At 63.3% G+C, this 20,276-nt stretch carries 21 protein-coding genes; 2 read left to right on the forward strand and 19 right to left on the reverse strand.

What is annotated here, in order from left to right; genetic code table 11:
- Positions 1–196: 196 nt before the first annotated feature.
- From rplT to hemN, 9 genes are all read right to left on the reverse strand, one after another.
- Entirely contained in the window at positions 197–574 is a 378-nt protein-coding gene (gene rplT, locus ACVMK0_RS06070) for a 50S ribosomal protein L20 (protein WP_045535756.1), read from the reverse strand.
- Between the two features lie 27 nt (positions 575–601).
- Positions 602–805: a 50S ribosomal protein L35 gene (rpmI, locus tag ACVMK0_RS06075; RefSeq protein WP_045535757.1), complete on the reverse strand. Its 204-nt coding sequence runs from the start codon at positions 803–805 to the stop codon at positions 602–604.
- 123 nt (positions 806–928) lie between these two features.
- Positions 929–1,537: a translation initiation factor IF-3 gene (gene infC / locus ACVMK0_RS06080; RefSeq protein ID WP_082027267.1), complete on the reverse strand. Its 609-nt coding sequence runs from the start codon at positions 1,535–1,537 to the stop codon at positions 929–931.
- 44 nt (positions 1,538–1,581) lie between these two features.
- Complete coding sequence (gene thrS / locus ACVMK0_RS06085; RefSeq protein ID WP_476463260.1) at positions 1,582–3,489, reverse strand: threonine--tRNA ligase; 1,908 nt, start codon at positions 3,487–3,489, stop codon at positions 1,582–1,584.
- Positions 3,490–3,652: 163 nt separating this feature from the next.
- The gene (gene vapC, locus ACVMK0_RS06090) at positions 3,653–4,054 is read right to left on the reverse strand and encodes a type II toxin-antitoxin system tRNA(fMet)-specific endonuclease VapC (protein WP_045535760.1); all 402 of its coding nucleotides are present in this window, start codon (positions 4,052–4,054) and stop codon (positions 3,653–3,655) included.
- Between the two features lies 1 nt (position 4,055).
- The gene (gene vapB, locus ACVMK0_RS06095; RefSeq protein WP_045537733.1) at positions 4,056–4,289 is read right to left on the reverse strand and encodes a type II toxin-antitoxin system VapB family antitoxin; all 234 of its coding nucleotides are present in this window, start codon (positions 4,287–4,289) and stop codon (positions 4,056–4,058) included.
- A 167-nt stretch (positions 4,290–4,456) separates the two neighbouring features.
- Positions 4,457–5,788 (reverse strand): isocitrate lyase, encoded by a 1,332-nt coding sequence (gene aceA, locus ACVMK0_RS06100; RefSeq protein ID WP_250960879.1) that lies wholly within the window; start codon positions 5,786–5,788, stop codon positions 4,457–4,459.
- A 237-nt stretch (positions 5,789–6,025) separates the two neighbouring features.
- Positions 6,026–6,736, reverse strand: a complete 711-nt coding sequence (locus ACVMK0_RS06105) for a sulfite exporter TauE/SafE family protein (protein WP_045535762.1) — start codon at positions 6,734–6,736, stop codon at positions 6,026–6,028.
- A gap of 38 nt (positions 6,737–6,774) precedes the next feature.
- Complete coding sequence (gene hemN, locus ACVMK0_RS06110) at positions 6,775–8,154, reverse strand: oxygen-independent coproporphyrinogen III oxidase (RefSeq protein ID WP_231851168.1); 1,380 nt, start codon at positions 8,152–8,154, stop codon at positions 6,775–6,777.
- A 149-nt stretch (positions 8,155–8,303) separates the two neighbouring features.
- Here hemN and fnr point away from each other — a divergent pair, with 149 nt between their 5' ends.
- Positions 8,304–9,023: a fumarate/nitrate reduction transcriptional regulator Fnr gene (fnr, locus tag ACVMK0_RS06115; protein ID WP_045535763.1), complete on the forward strand. Its 720-nt coding sequence runs from the start codon at positions 8,304–8,306 to the stop codon at positions 9,021–9,023.
- Positions 9,024–9,072: 49 nt separating this feature from the next.
- Here fnr and ACVMK0_RS06120 read toward each other — a convergent pair whose 3' ends face one another.
- The 8 genes from ACVMK0_RS06120 to ACVMK0_RS06155 form a co-directional block, all read right to left on the reverse strand.
- A complete protein-coding gene (locus tag ACVMK0_RS06120; RefSeq protein WP_045535764.1) occupies positions 9,073–9,375 on the reverse strand; it encodes a hypothetical protein in 303 nt (100 codons plus the stop codon).
- A 73-nt stretch (positions 9,376–9,448) separates the two neighbouring features.
- The gene (gene ccoG, locus ACVMK0_RS06125; protein ID WP_476463261.1) at positions 9,449–10,885 is read right to left on the reverse strand and encodes a cytochrome c oxidase accessory protein CcoG; all 1,437 of its coding nucleotides are present in this window, start codon (positions 10,883–10,885) and stop codon (positions 9,449–9,451) included.
- An 18-nt stretch (positions 10,886–10,903) separates the two neighbouring features.
- On the reverse strand, positions 10,904–11,812 hold the full coding sequence (gene ccoP / locus ACVMK0_RS06130; protein WP_476463262.1) for a cytochrome-c oxidase, cbb3-type subunit III: 909 nt from the start codon (positions 11,810–11,812) through the stop codon (positions 10,904–10,906).
- A gap of 29 nt (positions 11,813–11,841) precedes the next feature.
- On the reverse strand, positions 11,842–11,979 hold the full coding sequence (locus ACVMK0_RS06135) for a CcoQ/FixQ family Cbb3-type cytochrome c oxidase assembly chaperone (RefSeq protein ID WP_045535767.1): 138 nt from the start codon (positions 11,977–11,979) through the stop codon (positions 11,842–11,844).
- A gap of 20 nt (positions 11,980–11,999) precedes the next feature.
- Positions 12,000–12,629, reverse strand: a complete 630-nt coding sequence (gene ccoO, locus ACVMK0_RS06140) for a cytochrome-c oxidase, cbb3-type subunit II (protein WP_476463263.1) — start codon at positions 12,627–12,629, stop codon at positions 12,000–12,002.
- Between the two features lie 13 nt (positions 12,630–12,642).
- Positions 12,643–14,133, reverse strand: coding sequence for a cytochrome-c oxidase, cbb3-type subunit I (gene ccoN / locus ACVMK0_RS06145; protein WP_476463264.1), 1,491 nt, complete (start codon positions 14,131–14,133; stop codon positions 12,643–12,645).
- A gap of 70 nt (positions 14,134–14,203) precedes the next feature.
- Positions 14,204–14,341 (reverse strand): cbb3-type cytochrome oxidase assembly protein CcoS, encoded by a 138-nt coding sequence (gene ccoS, locus ACVMK0_RS06150; RefSeq protein ID WP_476463265.1) that lies wholly within the window; start codon positions 14,339–14,341, stop codon positions 14,204–14,206.
- A gap of 4 nt (positions 14,342–14,345) precedes the next feature.
- Positions 14,346–16,838, reverse strand: coding sequence for a heavy metal translocating P-type ATPase (locus tag ACVMK0_RS06155; protein ID WP_476463266.1), 2,493 nt, complete (start codon positions 16,836–16,838; stop codon positions 14,346–14,348).
- Positions 16,839–16,993: 155 nt separating this feature from the next.
- Here ACVMK0_RS06155 and ACVMK0_RS06160 point away from each other — a divergent pair, with 155 nt between their 5' ends.
- Positions 16,994–17,437 (forward strand): universal stress protein, encoded by a 444-nt coding sequence (locus ACVMK0_RS06160; RefSeq protein WP_045535771.1) that lies wholly within the window; start codon positions 16,994–16,996, stop codon positions 17,435–17,437.
- 6 nt (positions 17,438–17,443) lie between these two features.
- Here ACVMK0_RS06160 and lgt read toward each other — a convergent pair whose 3' ends face one another.
- Together lgt and ilvD are read right to left on the reverse strand one after the other, a co-directional pair.
- Positions 17,444–18,262, reverse strand: a complete 819-nt coding sequence (lgt, locus tag ACVMK0_RS06165) for a prolipoprotein diacylglyceryl transferase (RefSeq protein WP_045535772.1) — start codon at positions 18,260–18,262, stop codon at positions 17,444–17,446.
- Between the two features lie 3 nt (positions 18,263–18,265).
- The gene (ilvD, locus tag ACVMK0_RS06170; RefSeq protein WP_476463267.1) at positions 18,266–20,176 is read right to left on the reverse strand and encodes a dihydroxy-acid dehydratase; all 1,911 of its coding nucleotides are present in this window, start codon (positions 20,174–20,176) and stop codon (positions 18,266–18,268) included.
- Between the last annotated feature and the right edge of the window lie 100 nt (positions 20,177–20,276).

The following is a 20,276-nucleotide window of genomic DNA, read 5'->3' on the forward strand; positions in this document are numbered from 1 at the left end:
GCCCAGGCTTGCAGCAGCGGCTCATGGGCCTATCAAGGGAGCCGGTAAAGGCCAAGTGGAAACACAAACAAAAAGGGCCAGTGCCGTACAGCGCTGGCCCTCGCCTAGAGGGGGGCTCTGGTTGGCCGCCACACCAGCGCGGCGTCCAGCCATCGGGCCCTCTTCAAGCCCTCATCACGCCGTAACAAGGCCCAGATCAGGCTGCCACAGCGGGGGCTGCGCCAAGGTGCGCCCGCGCCTGCTCAACAATGCGCGCAAAAGCGGCGCGGTCGTTGACGGCCAGATCAGCCAGCACCTTGCGGTCGATGGCGATGGCGGCTTTTTTCAGACCGTTGGCAAACTGGCTGTAGCTCAGGCCGAGTTCGCGCGCGCCGGCGTTGATGCGCGCAATCCACAGCTGGCGAAACACGCGCTTGCGGGCGCGGCGGTCGCGGTAGGCGTACTGGCCGGCCTTCATCACCGCCTGTTTGGCGATGCGATAGACATTGCCGCGGCGGCCGCGGAAACCTTTGGCCAAAGCCAATACTTTTTTGTGACGGGCGCGTGCCGTTACACCACGTTTGACGCGAGGCATAGAAAACTCCTTGTTCGTCGGGTTGGATTACAGGCCGGCAAAGGGCAGCATCTGCGCCATGTGACCCATATTGGTCTCATGCACATTCACTGCACCGCGCAGCTGGCGCTTGTTTTTCGTGCTCTTCTTGGTCAGGATGTGACGCTTGAAGGCTTGGCCGCGCTTGACGGTGCCACCCGGACGAACGCGAAAACGCTTTTTCGCGCTGCTCTTGGTCTTCATTTTGGGCATTTTGTGCTCCTTCTTGAATGGTGCTCGTGAGGCGCTGCGATACCCACCGCAGGCTTGTAGGCCCCGAGCCACTTATGGCTTGCAGCGGGTGACCGCCCCGCTGCAAGCGTTGTCGCCCTGCCCTTAAGCAGGCTGGGCGACGGGTGCCGTTTCCGACACCGGTTTGGTGCCCCCCGACTTTTTGCGTCCGGGGGCAATCATCATGATCATCTGGCGCCCTTCGAGCTTGGGGAATTGCTCCACCACGATCGCATCGCCGAGCTCTTCGCGGATGCGCTGCAACAGCGCCAGCCCGATTTCTTGGTGCGTGATCTCGCGGCCCCGAAAACGCAGCGTCACCTTGCACTTGTCGCCTTCTTCGAGGAAGCGGCGGATGTTGCGCATCTTGATGTGGTAGTCGCCGTCATCGGTGCCGGGGCGGAACTTGATTTCCTTGACCTCGATGACTTTTTGCTTCGACTTGGCTTCGGCGGCTTTTTTCTGCTCGGCGTACTTGAACTTGCCGTAATCGATCAGGCGACACACCGGGGGTTTGGCGATGGCGGCGATTTCGACCAGATCGACGTCGAGTTCACCAGCCATGCGCAGCGCTTCTTGAATGCTGACCACACCGATGGCCTCGCCCTCTGGGCCCAGCAGGCGCACCTCGGGCACGAGGATCTCGCGGTTGAGGCGGTGGGCGCGTTCTTCGCGGTGGCGGCGATCGCGGAAGTTCGGAGCAGTTGTAGCGATGGTGAAATCCTTTGGTTCAAACGAAGGGGGGCCAAGCAAAAAGCTCAAGCCTTGGTGTCGAGTTCGTGCTGCAAGCGCTGCACGAAGGCATCGAAGGCCATGACACCGAGGTCTAGGTTGCCGCGCGCACGCACCGCAACCGCCCCAGAGGCCTTCTCTTTGTCGCCCACGACGACCAAGTAAGGCAGCTTTTGCATGGAAAACTCCCGGATTTTATACGTGATTTTCTCATTGCGCAAATCCAGCGCCACCCTAAAGCCCTGCGCCTCGAGTTTTTTGGCAATTTCGCGACAGGTGTCGGCCTGCGCGTCGGTGATGTTGAGCACCGCCACCTGCTGCGGCGCCAGCCACAGCGGCAACGCACCGGCGTGCTGCTCGATCAAAATGCCGATGAAGCGCTCGAGGCTGCCAACGATGGCACGGTGCAAGATCACCGGCGCGCGCCGGCTGCCGTCTTCGGCCACGTACTCGGCCTCGAGCCGCTCGGCGAGGTTGAAATCGACCTGAATGGTGCCGCACTGCCACTCGCGCCCAATCGCGTCCTTGAGCGTGTATTCGATCTTGGGGCCATAAAAAGCGCCCTCGCCCGGCGAAATCTGGAACTCGCAGCCGGCGTGGCGCAGGCTGTCGATCAGCGCCTGCTCGGCCTTGTCCCACTGGGCATCGGAGCCGATGCGCGCCGCTGGGCGCGTCGAGACCTTGTACAAAATATCGTGGAAACCGAAGTCGGCATAGACTTTTTTCAGCACCTGGGTGAAGGTGTCGCATTCGGCCAAAATTTGCTCTTCGGTGCAAAAGATGTGGCCGTCGTCTTGCGTGAAGCCGCGCACGCGCATGATGCCGTGCAGCCCGCCCGAGGGCTCGTTGCGGTGGCACTGGCCAAACTCGCCGTAGCGCAGCGGCAGGTCGCGGTAGCTCTTGAGGCCCTGTTTGTAGATCAGGATGTGGCCCGGGCAGTTCATGGGCTTCAAGGCATAGTCGCGCTTTTCGCTCTCGGTGATGAACATGTTGTCGCGGTACTTGTCCCAGTGGCCGGTTTTTTGCCACAGGGTCTGCTCCAGGATCTGCGGCGCCTTCACCTCGTGGTAGCCGTGCTGGCGGTAGATGCGGCGCATGTACTGCTCCACCTGCTGCCACAAAGTCCAGCCCTTGGGGTGCCAGAACACCAGCCCCGGCGCGTGTTCGTCGATGTGAAACAGATCCAGCTCGCGCCCCAGGCGCCGGTGGTCGCGCCGCTCGGCCTCTTCGAGCCGGCTCAGATAGGCTTGCAAGTCTTCTTTGCTGGCCCAGGCGGTGCCGTAGATGCGCTGCAGCATCTCGTTGCGGTGGTCGCCGCGCCAGTAGGCCCCGGCCACCTTCATGAGCTTGAAGTGCTTGAGCTTGCCGGTGCTGGGCACGTGCGGGCCGCGGCACAGGTCTTCAAAGGCGCCCTCGCGGTACAGGCTCAGGGCCTCGTCGCTCGGGATGCCGGCGATGATCTCGGCCTTGTAGTGCTCGCCTTGGGCCTTGAAGTGCGCCACCGCTGCGTCGCGCCCGAGCAGGCGGCGCTCGATTTTTTCGTCTTTGGCAGCGAGTTCGAGCATTTTGTTCTCGATTGTCGCCAAGTCTTCGGGTGTGAACGGGCGTTTGTAGGCAAAGTCGTAATAAAAACCGTGCTCGATCACCGGGCCGATGGTCACTTGCGCATCGGGGAACAATTCCTTGACCGCGTAGGCCAGCAGGTGTGCGGTGGAGTGGCGGATCAGCTCCAGCCCCTCTGGGTCTTTGGCGGTGACGATGGCCAGCGCGGCGTCGCGCTCGATCCGGTGCGCGGTATCCACCAGCACACCATCCACCTTGCCCCCGAGCGCGGCCTTGGCCAGGCCGGCACCGATGGAAGCAGCCACGTCGGCCACCGTGACCGGGCCGGGAAATGGGCGTTGAGAACCGTCGGGGAGGGTGATATTGAGCATGAGCAGGTACAGAAAAACGAAACGCGGCTAGGGGCCGCGCCGATCATTTTCCCACAAAACACCCTAGGCTGGCCGGGCTGCTTGTGGACGAAGCAGCCAGCAAGTTCAGCCCAGCTTTACCTCCACAAAGCCAAGAAACCAACTGCGATCGCAAGTTGCAAGCTCAAACCACCCAGTTTTCCATCTGCAAGGCAGGCACTCGGCTGAATTCGCCGAGGTTGTTGGTGACCAGCGTCAGGCCTTCACTTCGGGCATGCGCAGCAATGTGCAGGTCATTGATGCCTATAGGCTGTCCGATTCTTTCCAAGGCGGCGCGGATGCTGCCGTAATGCCCGGCAGCCTTGGGGCCATAGGACAAGACGTCGAGGCGGCTGGCAAAGTCTTCTACCACGCGCAGGTTCTCAGCCACTCTGCTGCTTTTTTCGGCGCCATGCAGCAACTCTGCCAGCGTGATGGAGGAAATGGCCATGTGGCCTGCGTGGCGGTTGAACAGCTCCAAGGCAGACAAAGGCTTGCGCTTGATGACGTAGATGACAATGTTGGTGTCGAGCAGGTAGCGGATCATGCTAGAAGCCTTCGCGCTCGCTTTGCTGCTGGCTGGCACGCTCGCTCAAAAAATCTTCGCTGACGGCTGGTGAGTTGAGAAAAAAGCTGTCCCAAGCACCATCCAGCGGCGCAATCACGCGCTCGCGCCCCACAGCGCGAATATGGACGCGCTTGACGTCGTCGGGCAGGCGCATATCGGCCGGCAGGCGCACGGCTTGGGTGCGGTTGTTGATGAAAACGGAGGCGACTGACATGGCATGCTCCATAGTACTCTATGGCAACAGTATAGAGCAGGCAGTGCCGAAGCACAAGGTTTTAGAAATGCCAGATCCCCCAAAGGCGTGCACCCAAGGGGGATTTGGTTGAAGGCGAAACGCTGAACCTGTTGCGCCCCAGTCAACCCAGGGCCCAACGAAGTTGATCAGTGGAACTGCTCTTCTTCGGTCGAACCCGTGAGGGCCTTGACGCTGGACGAACCGCCTTGGATCACGGTGGTCACGTCGTCGAAGTAGCCTGCGCCCACCTCTTGCTGGTGCGAAACGAAGGTGTAGCCCTGCTGGCGCGCCGCGAACTCGGGCTCTTGCACCATGTTGACGTAGTGCTTCATGCCCTCGCCGCGCGCGTAGGCGTGGGCGAACTGGAAGGTGTTGAACCAGTTGATGTGGATGCCGGCCAGCGTGATGAACTGGTACTTGTAGCCCAGCGCCGACAGTTCGTCTTGGAACTTGGCGATGGTGGCGTCGTCGAGGTTTTTCTTCCAGTTGAACGAGGGCGAGCAGTTGTACGACAGCAACTTGCCGGGGCAGGCGGCGTGCACGGCTTGGGCAAACTCGCGCGCAAAGCCGAGGTCGGGGGTTCCGGTTTCGCACCACACCAGATCGGCGTAGGGCGCGTAGGCGACGCCGCGGCTGATGGCTTGCTCGAGGCCGTTTTTGACGCGGTAAAAGCCCTCTTGGGTGCGCTCACCGGTGAGGAAGGGCTTGTCGTTGGCGTCGTGGTCGCTGGTGATCAGGTTGGCCGCTTCGGCGTCGGTGCGCGCCAAGATGAGCGTGGGCACGCCCATGGTGTCGGCGGCAAAACGCGCAGAAATCAGCTTCTCGATCGCCTCTTGGGTGGGCACCAGCACCTTGCCGCCCATGTGGCCGCATTTTTTCACGGCCGCGAGCTGGTCTTCGAAGTGCACGCCCGCGGCGCCGGCGGCGATCATGTTCTTCATCAGCTCAAAGGCGTTGAGCACGCCGCCAAAACCGGCTTCGGCGTCGGCCACGATGGGCAGGAAGTAGTCGATGAACTCGGGCGAACCGGGCTCGATACCGCGGCTCCACTGGATTTCGTCGGCGCGCTTGAAGGTGTTGTTGATGCGGCGCACCATGGTCGGGACCGAATCGTAGGCGTAGAGCGACTGATCCGGGTACATGGTTTCGGAGCTGTTGCCGTCGGCCGCCACTTGCCAGCCCGACAGGTACACCGCCTCGAGGCCGGCCTTGGCTTGCTGCATGGCTTGGCCGGCGGTGATGGCGCCAAAGGCGTTGACGTAGCCCTTTTTGGCGCCGCCGTTGACGCGCTCCCACAGGGTGCGGGCGCCGTTTTGCGCCAGCGTGTACTCGGGCTGCACGCTGCCGCGCAGACGCACCACGTCGGCGGCTTTGTAGCCGCGCTTGACGCCTTTCCAGCGCGGGTTTTGCGCCCAGTCGAGCTCCAGCGCTTCGATCTGCTGCTGGCGGCTGAGTTGTTTGTTGATGGCAGAGGACATGCTTCACTCCTGAAGGTTAAAAAAACGGTGGGGCTGCGGCAACGGCCTAGGGGCCAATGCGCCGCGCCGTTGCCTGTAGTGTAAGACCGCAGCGGGGTCAGCCGTGAATCTTATGTCTTATACAAGACAAAAAAATAGCCATTTAAAAACAATGTACTACCGGCCGTATTTTGCATTAAGAAACGACTTTTCTTATTGAGAAAAATTTATTGCAGCGCAGCAACGTGACATTTTGCATTATGAAACTATGCAGTCGGTATGCAAAAACGCCACTGGCTCGTCGCACCACAAACCCGTGGGGTGCGCGATGCCCATCCACAGCGCCGCGCTCGAGACCAGCACCAGCGCCAGACCCGCCAGCCGGATGCCCCAGCCGCCGCTGCGCGCGTCTTTGAGCTTGAGCAGCAGCCACGGCGCTGCCGTGAGCGAGACCATGGTGCCCAGCGCAAAAGCGGCCATGATGGCGGCGCCGTTGACCACGCTGGCCGACAGCGAGGCCACCAGCAGCGCCGAATACAACAGCCCGCAGGGCATGAGCGCCCAGCCCACGCCCAGCACCGCCGGCGCTTTGGGGCCGAGCCGGTTCATGAGCGGGCGCGCACGCCGCCACACCCCTTGGGCCCAGCCCTCGATGAAGGCCGGCTGGCGCGCCTGCAACAGCAGCACCAGCCCCAGCAGCAGCGCCGCCACGTGCATCAGCGTCCAGAGCGGGCGGATGATGGCGGTGTGCTGCCCCATCCAAGCCAAGCCCTGCACGGTGCCAGCGGCCAGCGCGCCCAGCAGCGCGTAGCCTATCAGGCGGCTGAACTGGAAGGTGAGCAAAGCGCGAACGCGCCGCGGCTCGCCGGCGTGGGCAATGCCGGCGCAGGCCGCGCCGCACATGGCGATGCAGTGCGGGCCGCCCACCAGCCCCATCACCAGTGCCGAAAGCAGCATCGATTCAAACATGGGCCGACTCTAGCAGCTTGGCAGCGGCGTTGCAGCGATCAAATGATTTTGGAGAAGCGTGCCCGGTCGCGGTCTTGCTGCAGGTGCTTGTCGAACTGCATGGCGATGGCGCGCACCAAGTACCAGCCGGTGTCGCTGACTTCTATGCTGCCCGCGCTCAGGCGCAGCAAACCCATCGCTTCGAACTCGCGCAAGCGCTCCAGCTCGGGTTCAAAATAGCTTTTGAACTCGATCAGGTGCGCCAGACCGACAGCCTCGAAATCCACCCGCCCCTGACACATCAGCGCCATGATCACGGCGCGACGCAGCAGGTCGTCGCGGCTCAGCGCCAGCCCACGCACGATCGGCAGCCGCCCTTGGTCGAGGTGGTCGTAGTACTCTTCGAGCGTCTTGGCGTTCTGGCTGTAGGTGGCCCCGATGCGGCCGATGGCCGAGACCCCGAGGGCGATCAAATCGCAGTCGGGCTGCGTGCTGTAACCCTGAAAATTGCGGTGCAGCCGCCCCTGGCGCTTGGCCACCGCCAAGGCATCGGTGGGCAGCGCGAAGTGGTCCATGCCCACATAGACGTAACCCGCTTGGTTGAAGATCTCGAGCGAGATCGAGAGCATGGCCAACTTGTCGGCTGCCGGTGGCAGTTCGGCGGCCACGATGCGCCGCTGCGGCTTGAAGCGTGCCGGCAAATGCGCGTAGGCGTAGAGCGCAATGCGGTCTGGGCGCAGCTCGCGCACGCGCTCCAGCGTGTGGCGAAACGACTCGGGCGTTTGCTGCGGCAGGCCGTAGATCAGATCGACGTTGACGGATTCGAAGCCGATGCGCCGCGACGCCGCCACCAAGTCGAACACCTGCTCGGCGGGCTGGATGCGGTGCACGGCCTTTTGCACCGTGGGGTCAAAATCCTGCACGCCAAAACTCAGGCGGTTGAAACCCAGGCGGTGCAGGTGCTCCAGCCGCGCAGGGGTCACGGTGCGCGGATCGACCTCGATCGAATACTCGCCCCCCGGCACCAGCTTGAAGTGGCGCTGCACCATCGCCACCAGATCGCTGAGCTCCTCGTCCGACATGAAGGTCGGGGTGCCGCCGCCGAGGTGCATCTGCGACACGCTGTGGCCCGAGCCCAGATGGCGGCACTGCAACTCGAGCTCGCGCGTGAGGTAGCGCAGGTACTCGGCCGACTTGCTGTGGTGCTTGGTGATGACCTTGTTGCACGCGCAGTAGTAGCACAGCGAATCGCAAAACGGGATGTGGACATAGATCGACAGTGGCAAGGCCAGCGAGCCGGCATGGCGCTGGCGCAAAGCCTGCACATAGTCTTGCTCGCCAAAGGCTTCGACGAAGCGGTCGGCGGTCGGGTATGAGGTGTAACGGGGGCCGGGCACGTCAAAACGCCGCAGCAACCCCTCGTCGATGACAGGTTTCACTAAAATTTCTCCTGGTGCGAGAATATGCACCGAACATCCCCCCTCACCCTTGACCTGAGTCAAGTCGAGCCCATTTTTTGTTTTCTTTGACGCGCGCCCCACACGGCAGCACATGGGTTAAGCTTCGCGCACTATTTGGCCGCGCTTACATGGATATTCAGAGCATCAAAGTCGCCTGTTCAGGCTGCAATCTGCGCGAGTTGTGCTTGCCTATGGGGCTCAAACCGCAAGAGCTGGAGCATCTCGATCAGATCATATCGAATCGGCGCCGCATCAAACGCGGAGCGTCCCTGTTCAGCGCGGGCGAAGCCTTCACCGCACTGTACGCGGTGCGCTCGGGTTTTTTCAAGACCTGCATCACCAGCGCCGACGGGCGCGACCAAGTCACCGGTTTTCAGATGATGGGCGAGATCATCGGCATGGACGGCATCGTGCACGACCAGCACGCCTGCGACGCGATCGCGCTCGAAGACGCCGAGGTCTGTGTGCTGCCCTTTGACCGCATCGAGCAACTGTCGCGCGAGTTCAGCGCCTTGCAGCACCATGTGCACAAGATCATGAGCCGCGAGATCGTGCGCGACCAGGGCGTGATGCTGCTGCTGGGCACCATGCGCGCCGAGGAGCGGCTGGCGGCCTTTTTGCTCAATTTGGTGCAGCGGCTGCACGCGCGCGGGTTTTCGCAGTCTGAACTGGTGCTGCGCATGACGCGCGAAGAGATCGGCAGCTACCTGGGCATGAAGCTCGAGACCGTGAGCCGCACCTTTTCGCGCTTCATGGAAGACGGCATCATCGACGTGCGCCAGCGCTACGTGCTGATCAAAGACACGCAGGCGCTGGAGCGGCTGGTGAACCCGCCGATGCGCAACTAGGGGCCTAGGCTCTGCTCGTGTGCCACGAGGCGCCGCTTTGCAGGGCACCCTACTGCCGTGGCGGCGGGACCTCGGGGCTGGCAGCGTGGTTGCGCGCTTCGCGTGCCGGGCGCAGGCTAGCCAAGTAGGTGGCGCGCTGTTCGGGCGTCATCATCTGCAAACGGCGTTGATCAGCTGGCACCATGGGCGCATTGCGGTCCAGCACCGGGTCGCGGTTTTTGACGGCGGTGACGACCAAGGCGAGCGACAGCGCAATCGATGCAGCCGGCAGACCAAACACCAACCACGTGTAAGGCTCACGGTACCAAGGGGCAGGCTTGGTCGGGGCTGGGGCGGCTTGGGCAGTGCTCATGGTATTTGAGTGTAGGTCTGGAGGCTAAAAGGTCAGGCGCAGGCACAAAAAACCTGTGTGGCTGCAACGGTGTTCATTGACGCGGCATCATAAAGACCGAGTCTTGGCGCACCGTCATGGGTTCGGCACCCAAAGATTGCACCTCGAAGTGGATCGGGTGCATGCCCGGCGCGCTGCTGCCCGGCGGCACACGAACCGTCACCGCCAGCGCCCGCGCACCCGTAGGCGCGAGGGAGAATTCGGTCTCGGAGATCACTTGCAAACCCGGCAAACCGTGCACCACCAGACGCAAGGGTTGCTCTTGCTCGGTGGCGTTGAGCATGCGCAGCGTGTAAACGTTTTCCACGTAGCCTTGTTGCACCACACGCGACAAAATGGTCGAGTCGCGGATGACGTCGAGCTTGAGCGGTGTGCGCAGGTACAAACTGGTGAACAGCGCCACGGTGATGAGCAGCAAAATGGCACCGTAGGCCAAGATCCGCGGCCGCAGCACGCGGCGCCACATCTGGGCCGAGGTCCAGCCCTGCTCGAGCCCGTTTTGCGTGGTGAAGCGCACCAGCCCTTTGGGGTAGCCGACCTTGTCCATGACCTGATCGCAGACGTCGGCGCAAGAACCGCAGCCTATGCACTCGTACTGCAAACCCTTGCGGATGTCGATGCCGGTGGGGCAGACTTGGACGCAGAGCGAACAATCGACGCACGAGCCCAATTTGAGCAGCGACAGATCGGCTTGGCGCGAACGGCGGCCACGTGGCTCGCCGCGCTGCGCATCGTAGGTCACGATCAGGGTGTCGCGGTCGAACATCGCGCTCTGGAAACGCGCGTAGGGGCACATGTGCTTGCACACCAGTTCGCGCATGTAGCCGGCGTTGCCGTAGGTGGCAAAGCCATAAAACAAAATCCAGAAGCTTTGCCAAGGCCCGAGCTCGGCCTGCCAGACCGCCAGCCAGAGCTGTTCGATGGGGGTGAAGTAACCCACAAAAGTGAAGCCGGTCCACAAGCCAAAGGCGATCCAGAGCACTTGCTTGAGGGTTTTTTTGCCGTATTTCTCGAGCGTATGGCCGGATTGATCGAGCCGCATGCGGGCCGTGCGGTCGCCTTCGACCAGCTTTTCCATCCACAGATAAATTTCGGTGTAAACCGTCTGCGGGCAAGCAAAACCGCACCACAGGCGTCCGGCCACGGCCGTAAACAAAAACAAGGCAAGCGCCGAGATCACCAACAACCCAGTGAGGTAGATCAGGTCGTGCGGGTAGAGGATGAGGTTGAAGAGGTAGAAGCGCCGTTCTTCGAGGTCAAACAAAACAGCCTGCCGGTTGTTCCATTGCAACCAGGGCAGACCATAAAAGACGATCTGGGTCAGCCAGACCGTGGCCCAACGCCAGTTGGTAAAGACCCCCGCGACGGAGCGCGGATAGATCTTCTGCCGGTCGGCGTAGAACGTAATTTCGATTTCTTCGGGGCCAGCGGCGGGTTGAGCACCGCTGGCTGGGGGTCGGGTATCAGACAAAGCCAAAACTTCTCAAAGTTAGTTTTGCACCGGGTTGGACTTGGCCCACACATAGGCGGTCAGGACGTGGATCTGCTGCTCGGACAGCAACACGTTTTGCGGCGGCATGACGTTTATGATACCTTCATTGATGCTGCGCACCACGGCATCGACCCCAAAACCATGCAGCCAGATGTCGTCGGTCAGGTTGGGGGCACCGATCAGATAGTTGCCCTTGCCTTCGGCGCCGTGGCAGGCGATGCAGGTGGCAAAGTTGGCCTTGCCGGCGGCTGCCCGCACGCTGTCGTGCGGCGCGCCCGAGAGGCTCAACACGTAGTGCGCCACGTTGAGCACGTCTTCGGGCGAACCCACGGCTTCGGCCAAGGGCGGCATGACCGCTACCCGACCTTGGGTGATCGAGACTTTGATGGCCTCGGGGTCGCCACCCCAAATCCAGTCTTTGTCGGTCAGATTGGGGAAGGTCAGGCTGCCGCGGGCGTCGGCGGCGTGGCAGACGGCGCAGTTGTTCATGAACAGGCTTTCGCCGATCTGCATCGCAACCGGGTCAGCGGCCAGTTGTTGCACCGACATCTGCGCGAAGGCCTCGAACTTGGGCGCCACCCTCGCCTCGTTGGCTGCGCGCTCGGCCTGGTACTGCCCCACCGAACTCCAGTTGAGCAAACCGGGAAACTTGCCAAACATCGGGTATAGCAGGCCATAGATCAGGGCGAAGACCACGGTGATGATGAACATCCAGACCCACCACTTGGGCAGCGGATTGTCTTTTTCGATGATGTCCTCGTCCCAGACGTGGCCGGTGGTGTTGTCTTTGGTCGGGGCAACCTTGACCCGGCTGGTGTACCAGAGCAGGCCCAAGCAGGCCAAGATGCTGATGAGGGTCAGCCCAGCAACGTAGTAATGCCAGAAATAGCTTGTGAAGTCGCTCATGATGTTTCTCTTGTGAGTGAGTGCGCGGCTTAATCTTCTTTGAAGGGCAGTTGGGCGGCGTCATCGAAACGGCCCTTGTTGTGCCTGGACCACGCCCACCAGACGATGCCCAAAAACACCACCAAACTGACCACGGTCACAATGCTGCGGTAATCGTTGATATCCATGCTCGCCGCTCCTGGCCGCCTCAGCGAACCGAAGTACCCAGAACCTGCAAATAGGCAATCAGAGCATCCATCTCAGTCTTGCCCCGCACCGCGTCGGCGGCGCCTGCCACCTCTTCGTCGGTGTAGGGGTGCCCGAGCAGCTGCAATACCCGTAAGCGCGCTGGCATGGCGTCGGCGTTGACCATGCGGTCGGCCAGCCAAGGGTAGGCGGGCATGTTGGAGTAGGGGCGCAGCGAGCGCGGATCCATCAGGTGCTGGCGGTGCCATTCGTCGGAAAAGCGACCACCGATGCGGTGCAGATCGGGGCCGGTGCGCTTGGAGCCCCACTGGAACGGCCGGTCATAGACAAACTCACCGGCGAGCGAGAAGTGGCCGTAGCGCATGGTCTCGGCATGGAAGGGGCGAATCATCTGCGAGTGGCAAACGAAGCAGCCCTCGCGGATGTACACATCTTTACCCGCCAGCTGCAGCGCGGTGTGGGGCTTGAGGCCCTCGACCGGCTGCGTGGTCGATTTCTTGAAAAACAGCGGCACGATTTCAACCAGACCGCCGATGGAGATCACCAGCAGGATGAGCACGATCATCAGGAAGCTGTTGGTCTCGACCTTCTGGTGCGACATGCCCTTGGTGGAGGGGGTGTTGTTAGCCATGTTGATGCGCTCCTCAGGCGTGGGCAGGTGAAACCGCTGGAATCTTGATTTGCGGCACGGGGCCTGCACGCAAGCCCGCGCGGACCGTCATCCAGACGTTCCAGGCCATGATGCACATGCCGGCAAAGTACATGGTGCCGCCAATCAGGCGGATGGCGTAGAAGGGATAGCTGGCACGCACCGATTCGCTGAAGGTGAAGGCCAAGGTGCCGTCGTCGGCCAAGGCACGCCACATCAGGCCTTGGGTGACACCGGCAATCCACATGGAGGCGATGTAGATCACGATGCCGATACAGGCGATCCAGAAGTGCAGCTCGATGGCGTTGATCGAGTACATCTGCTTTCGCCCAAACAAGCGCGGGATCAGGAAGTACAGCGCACCCATGGAGATCAGGCCGACCCAACCCAGCGCACCCGAGTGCACGTGGCCGATGGTCCAGTCGGTGTAGTGGCTCAAGGCGTTGACGGTCTTGATCGACATCATCGGGCCTTCGAAGGTCGACATGCCGTAGAACGAGAGCGAGACGATCAGGAAGCGCAGGATCGGGTCGTCGCGCAGTTTGTGCCAAGCGCCCGAGAGGGTCATGATGCCGTTGATCATGCCGCCCCAAGACGGTGCCAGCAGGATGAGCGAGAACACCATGCCGAGGGATTGGGTCCAGTCGGGCAGCGCGGTGTAGTGCAGGTGGTGCGGGCCGGCCCACATGTAGGTGAAGATCAGGGCCCAGAAGTGGACGATCGAGAGCCGGTAGCTGTAGATCGGGCGCTCAGCCTGCTTCGGGATGAAGTAGTACATGATGCCCAAGAAACCAGCGGTGAGGAAGAAGCCGACCGCGTTGTGGCCATACCACCATTGGATCATGGCGCTTTGCACACCCGAGTAGAGCGAGTAGGCGTGCAGCAGACCGGTGGGCACGGCCAGGCTGTTGACCACGTGCAGCAGCGCCACGGCCAGAATGAAGGCGCCAAAGAACCAGTTGGCGACGTAGATGTGGTTGATCTTGCGCGTGGCCAAGGTGCCGAAGAACACGATCGCGTACGAGACCCAAACCGCGGTGATCAGGATGTCGATCGGCCAGATCAGCTCGGCGTATTCTTGGCCCGAGGTCAGGCCCAACGGCAGCGTGATCGCGGCCAAAACGATCACCAGCTGCCAGCCCCAGAAGGTAAAGGCGGCCAGTTGCGGCAAGAAGAGCTTGGTCTGGCAGGTGCGCTGCACCACGTAGTAGCTGGTGGCAAACAGCACACAGCCACCGAAGGCGAAGATCACGGCGTTGGTGTGCAGCGGACGCAGGCGCCCGAATGAGAACCACTCGAGCCCGAACTGGCCCAAGTTGAGCGCTGGCCAGAGCATCTGGGCGGCGATGACGACGCCAACCAGCATACCGACCACACCCCAGACCACCGCCATGACAGAGAACTGTCGGATGACTTTGTCTTCATAGATGCCCTGCCGGGCATCGGACACGCCGCCTATCTGGGCATCCGCCGTGATTGCACTCATACACCTACTCCTCTTATTAAAAACACCGCCAGAGTGTCGCCGCTGGCGCGGCTACGCCGCTTGATCTAGATCAATCGTTTTTCAAAATCCGCTCGCCTTCGCGCTCGACATTATCGTATTGACCGTTGTAAAGCGCCCACCAGAACACCCCTATGATGGCCAGCACCAGCAGCACCGACAAGGGGATCAACAACAACAAAGATTCCATGGCATCACCTCGTGAAGGCTGCTACCGGCAACAGGGCCGGATCGGGGGCAGGAAAGTCGGGCAGGCGCGACAGCCGCAGCGCGTTGCCGATGACCACAAACGAGCTCAGGGCCATACCCAGACCGGCCAACCAAGGGGGCACGAAGCCAGCGATCGCCAGCGGCACCATACTGCCATTGTAACTAGCCGAAAAGACCAAGTTCTGTTTGAGTATACGCATGGTGCGCCGGGCTTGGCCTATGGTTTGTACCAGTTCGGACAAACGACCGCTTTGCACCACCAGGTCGGACTGCGACTGCGTCAGGGGCGCGCCGTGGCCGAGCGCGAACGAAACTTGGGCGCGCGCCAGCACCGGGCCGTCGTTCATGCCGTCGCCCACCATGGCGATCTGCGCCCCTTGGGCTTGCAGGGCGGTGACGACTTCGAGCTTGCGCTCGGGGCTGGCCTCGGACACCACTTGGGTGATGCCCAGCTGCTGCGCCACGCGTTGCACCGCGCCGACCTTGTCGCCCGAGAGCAGATGGACCTGCAAGCCCATGGCGCGCAAGTCGGCCACGGCTGCGGCGGCATCGGCGCGCACGCCTTCGTCCATGACGAAGGTGGCGAGCCAACCCTGCTCGTCACTGAGGTAGGCGCAAGGTGCGTCGGCCACGCTAAGCCCCTGTGCCAGCAGCTGGTCTTGGTCCAGCCCGCACAGCGCCGCCGAACCAAGTTTGTACACGCCCCCACCGGCACGCTCGAGCACCAAGCCGGCACCGGGGACGTCGCGCACCAGATCGGAAGCGACCTGCGACACGGCGTCGGGGGCGGCAGCACCAGCGTCTGAAGTGGCGGCAGCACCAGCGTCTGAAGTGGCGGCGGCGGCAGCGGGTGCAGCCGCACTTGCCGCTGGCCGAGCCCGCGCCGCAATGGCGCGCGACACCGGGTGCAGCGAGGCCGAGGCCAGCGGCCAAGCCAGCTCGAGCGCTTGCTCAGCCGTGAGGCCCGGGCGCACCAGCGCCTCGCGCAATACCACCCGGTCTTGGGTCAGGGTGCCGGTTTTGTCGAACACCACGGTGTCGATCTTGCACAGGGCCTCGAAGGCCAGCAGGCGCCGCACCAGGATGCCGCGCTCGGCCAGCGCCCCGGCCGAGGCCAGCATGGCCGACGGGGTCGAGAGCGCGAGCGCACACGGGCAGGTGGCCACCAAGACCGCCACCGCGATCGGTACCGCCAAGGCGGGGTCGATCTGCCACCAGTACCAGGCGCCGAAGGCGGCGCTGAGCAAGACCGCCACCAAAAACGGCCCGGCGATGCGGTCGGCGAGCTTGACCAGCTCGGGTTTTTCGGTGGACGCCTGTTCCATCAGCGCCACGATCTGGGCGAAGCGGGTTTCGCGCCCGAGGCGCTCGATGCGCACCAGCGCCGTGCCGGCGAGGTTGTAGCTGCCGGCCACCACCGTTTGGCCGCGCAGCCGCGTCACCGGCTGCGATTCGCCGGTGAGCAAGGCTTCATCGACGGTGGCGCTGTCGCCGAGCACGGTGGCGTCGCCGGGGAAGGCGATGCCGGCTTGCACGCGCAGCACGTCGCCCACGCGCAGGCGTTTGAGCGAGACGGTCTCGAAGCTGCCGTCGGCCAACTGGCGCTCGCACTGCTCGGGCAGGCGGTTCATGAGCACGTCGAGCGCGCCGGCGGTGCGGTCGCGCAGGCGCGAGACCAAGTAGCGCCCACCGAGCAGGAAGAACACGAACATGGTGAGCGAATCGAACCAGATTTCGTGCCCCCACACCCCCGTGGGGTCGAAGGTGGAGCCGGTGCTAGCGATGAAGGTGACCAAGATGCCGATCGAGACCGGCATGTCCATGCCGATGCGCCCGTGGCGCAGGTCGCGCCAGGCGCTCTGGAAAAACGGCATGCTGGAGAACAGCACCACCGGCACGCTCAGCATCCAGTTGGCCCAGCGCAGCAACTGGTCGTAAACATAGGGAATTTCGCCCGGCTCGGTGATGTAGAACGGCCACGAGTACATCATGACCTGCATGGTGCAAAAGCCGGCCACGAACAGGCGCCACATCAGCAGCCGAGTTTCGGCCAAGCGCTCCTCGACGCTGAGCGCTTGGCGCATGGGCAGCAGCCGGTAGCCGCTTTGGCCCACATTGCGCGCCAGCGCCGAGAGCAGGGTCTGGGCCGGGTCCCAGCGCAGCGTGACGCGCCGGGTGGCGGCGTGCACCCGCACCGATTCGACGCCACGGCGCCCGCCCAAGGCGGCTTCGACGGTTTCGGAGCAGGCCGGGCAGTACATGCCCTGCACCATCAACACCGCTTCTTGCAGTTCGCGCCCGTCCACCTGCACCGGGTGACAAAAGTCCTCTTGCTCGATGGGGTCGTCGAGCACCAAAAAATCGTCGTCGACGGTGAGCGGGCCGCGGTGCTGGCCCAATAGCGAACCCAACCCCTGGTCAGGCACAACGGCCCCGGCAGCCAGATCACTGCCTGTTACGGTGGTGGAATTCGACATGCGGGCGAGCATACCATCGGGCTTGGCTGCGCCGGCTTGATTTAGATCAAGTCTGAGGGATATTTGGATGTGCGCGCAGGGCCAGCGGGCGGATCGGGGCCCGGCGTTGCAGGCACAATGGAGTCACCCCCCATTTTTTCTGGAGCTCAATTGCCATGTACCAACGCATCCTCGTGACCACCGATGGCTCGGAACTGTCGGATCAGGCCGTCGCGCACGCGCTCAAGCTCGCCAATGCGCTCTGCGCCGAACTGCTGGCGCTGCGCGTGGTCGCGCCCTACCCCAAGACCTATTTCGAAGGCGGTGTGGCGCTGGCCGAAGAAGAAGTGCGGCGCATCGAACAGCAGTGGCACGATGACGCCATGGAGAGCCTGCACGCGATTCAGGCCGAGGGCCAAAAGCTCGGCGTCAAGGTGCGGCCGCTGACGGTGCAGTCGGAACTGATCGCCGAAGCCATCATGGCAGCCGCGCAGCAGCACAAGGCCGACCTGATCGTGATGGCCTCGCACGGTCGACGTGGCCTCAAGCGCCTGCTGCTGGGCAGCGAAACCCAGCAGGTGCTGACGCACACCAGCATACCGGTGCTGGTGCTGCGTTAATTTTTCTTAAGCGGCTGTGGCGCGCTGCCGGTGCGCCCAGCCCCACAGCGCAGCCCCGGCCAGCACCATGGGCAGGCTCAGCCACTGGCCCATGCTCAAGCCCAGCCCAAGCAGCCCGAGGTGAGCGTCGGGCTCGCGCCAGAACTCGGCCGTGAAGCGCAGCAACCCATAGCCCACCAAAAACGCCGCCGACACCTCGCCCAAGCGCCGCGGCCCTCGTGCGTACAGCCACAGCAACACAAACAGCAGCAGCCCCTCGAGCAGCGCCTGGTAGATCTGCGAGGGGTGGCGCGGCAAATCGCCGGCGCCGCGAAACACCATCGCCCACGGCAGCGCCGGGTCGGCCACGCGGCCCCAGAGTTCGCCGTTGATGAAGTTGCCAATGCGCCCGCTGGCCAGCCCTACGGGGATGCACGGGGCGATGAAATCGGTGATCTGCAGCCAGTTGCGCTGGCGCCGCCACGCAAACCAAGCCATGCCCAGCAACACGCCGATGAAGCCGCCGTGAAAGCTCAAGCCGCCCTCCCAGACCGCAAAAATGCGCAGCGGCTCGGCCAGAAACTCGAGCGGGCGGTAAAACAGCGCATAGCCTAGGCGACCGCCGACGATGATACCGATCACGCCCAAAAACAGCAGGTCTTCGATGTCGCGCCGGCCCCAGCCCAGCGCCGCGTAAGTCGGGTGCCGCAGCCGGAGCAGCGTAAGCCCAAAGAACAGCGCAAAGGCGATCAGGTACATCAGCCCGTACCAGTGGATGGCCAGCGGCCCGAGCTGCAGCGCCACCGGGTCGATCTGCGGGTGCTGCAAGAAAGTGCTTGCGCTCATGCTTTAGTCCAGCGCCGACAAATCACGCACCGCGCCCTTGTCGGCCGACAGCACCAGCTTGGCGTAGGCCTTGAGCGCCGCCGAGACCTTGCGCGGACGGGGCGCCGCCGGCTTCCAGCCGAGCTGGTTTTGCACTTGGCGGCGCTGCGCCAGTTCGTCGGCGCTCACCAGCAAGTCGATGCTGCGCTGCGCGATGTCGATGCGGATGCGGTCGCCCTCGCGCACCAGGCCGATGGCGCCCCCGGCTGCCGCCTCGGGTGAGGCGTGGCCGATGCTCAGGCCCGAGGTGCCACCCGAAAAGCGCCCGTCGGTGAGCAGCGCGCACGATTTGCCCAGCCCCTTGGACTTGAGGTACGAGGTCGGGTAGAGCATCTCTTGCATGCCGGGGCCGCCGCGTGGGCCTTCGTAGCGGATCACGACCACGTCGCCGGGCACGATCTGGTCGCTCAAAATCGCTTGCACGGCCGCGTCTTGGCTCTCGAACACGCGCGCCGGGCCCTCGAAGGCGCGCAGGGTCGAGGTGGGTACGCTGGTGGTGTAGCGCAGCTGCTCGGCCTCGAACATGCTCTGATCGACGCCGGCGGTTTTGACGATGCAGCCATCGAGCGCCAAGTTGCCGTAGAGCACCGCCAGCCCGCCATCGCGCGAGTAGGCGTGCTCGAGGTCGCGGATGCAGCCTTGGGCGCGGTCGGTGTCTAGGCTGGGCCAGCGCTGGCTCTGGCTGAAGGCGGTCTGGCTCGGCACCCCACCCGGCGCCGCCAAGTAAAAGGTTTGCACCTCGGCGCTGGGCGCACCCATGATGTCGTACTGCGCCAACGCCGCTGCAAAGCTCGGGCTGTGCACGGTGCCGCAGTGGGCGTGCAGCAGGCCGGCGCGGTTGAGCTCGCCCAAAATGGCAAAAATGCCCCCAGCGCGGTGCACATCTTCGATGTGGTAGCGGTCGGTGTTGGGCGCCACCTTGCACAGCGTGGGCACGCGGCGCGACAGGCGGTCGATGTCGGCCATGGTGAATTCGACCTCGGCCTCGCGCGCCGTGGCCAGCAGGTGCAGCACGGTGTTGGTGGAGCCGCCCATGGCGATGTCGAGCGCGACCGCGTTCTCAAAGGCCTCGAAGGTGGCGATGGAGCGCGGCAGCACCGAGGCGTCGTCGCCCTCGTAGTAGCGCCGCGCCAGCTCGACGATCAGGCGCCCGGCGCGGCGAAACAGCTGCTCGCGCTCGGTGTGGGTAGCGAGCACGGTGCCGTTGCCGGGCAGGCTCAGGCCCAGGGCTTCGGTCAGGCAGTTCATCGAATTGGCGGTGAACATGCCCGAGCACGAACCGCAGGTGGGGCAGGCGTTGCGCTCGACTTCGGCCAGCTCGGCATCCGACACCGAGGCGTCGGCGGCCAACACCATGGCATCGACCAGATCGAGCTTTTTGATGGTGATGGTCTGGCTGCCCGGCTGCTGGCGCTGCACCTTGCCGGCTTCCATCGGGCCACCCGAGACGAACACCACCGGGATGTTGAGGCGCATGGCGGCCATGAGCATGCCGGGGGTGATTTTGTCGCAGTTGGAGATGCACACCAGCGCGTCGGCGCAGTGGGCGTTGACCATGTACTCCACGCTGTCGGCGATCACCTCGCGGCTGGGCAGCGAGTACAGCATGCCGTCGTGGCCCATGGCGATGCCGTCATCGACGGCGATGGTGTGAAACTCTTTGGCCACGCCACCGGCGGCTTCGATCTCGCGCGCCACCAGTTGCCCCAGGTCTTTGAGGTGCACGTGGCCAGGCACGAACTGGGTAAAGCTGTTGGCGATGGCGATGATGGGCTTGTCAAAATCGCCGTCTTTCATGCCGGTGGCGCGCCACAGGGCACGGGCACCCGCCATGTTGCGGCCAGCGGTGGAGGTTTTGGAGCGGTAGGTGGGCATGGGAGGCGTCTGCTAAAAAAAGGGTGGCACACGATCAGGCATTATCGCTTGCAAAGCCTGCGCGCCGGGCAAGACCCCACGGGCAGGGCCCCAACCGCCC

It is taken from the genome of Serpentinimonas sp. SSL01 (assembly GCF_056323735.1).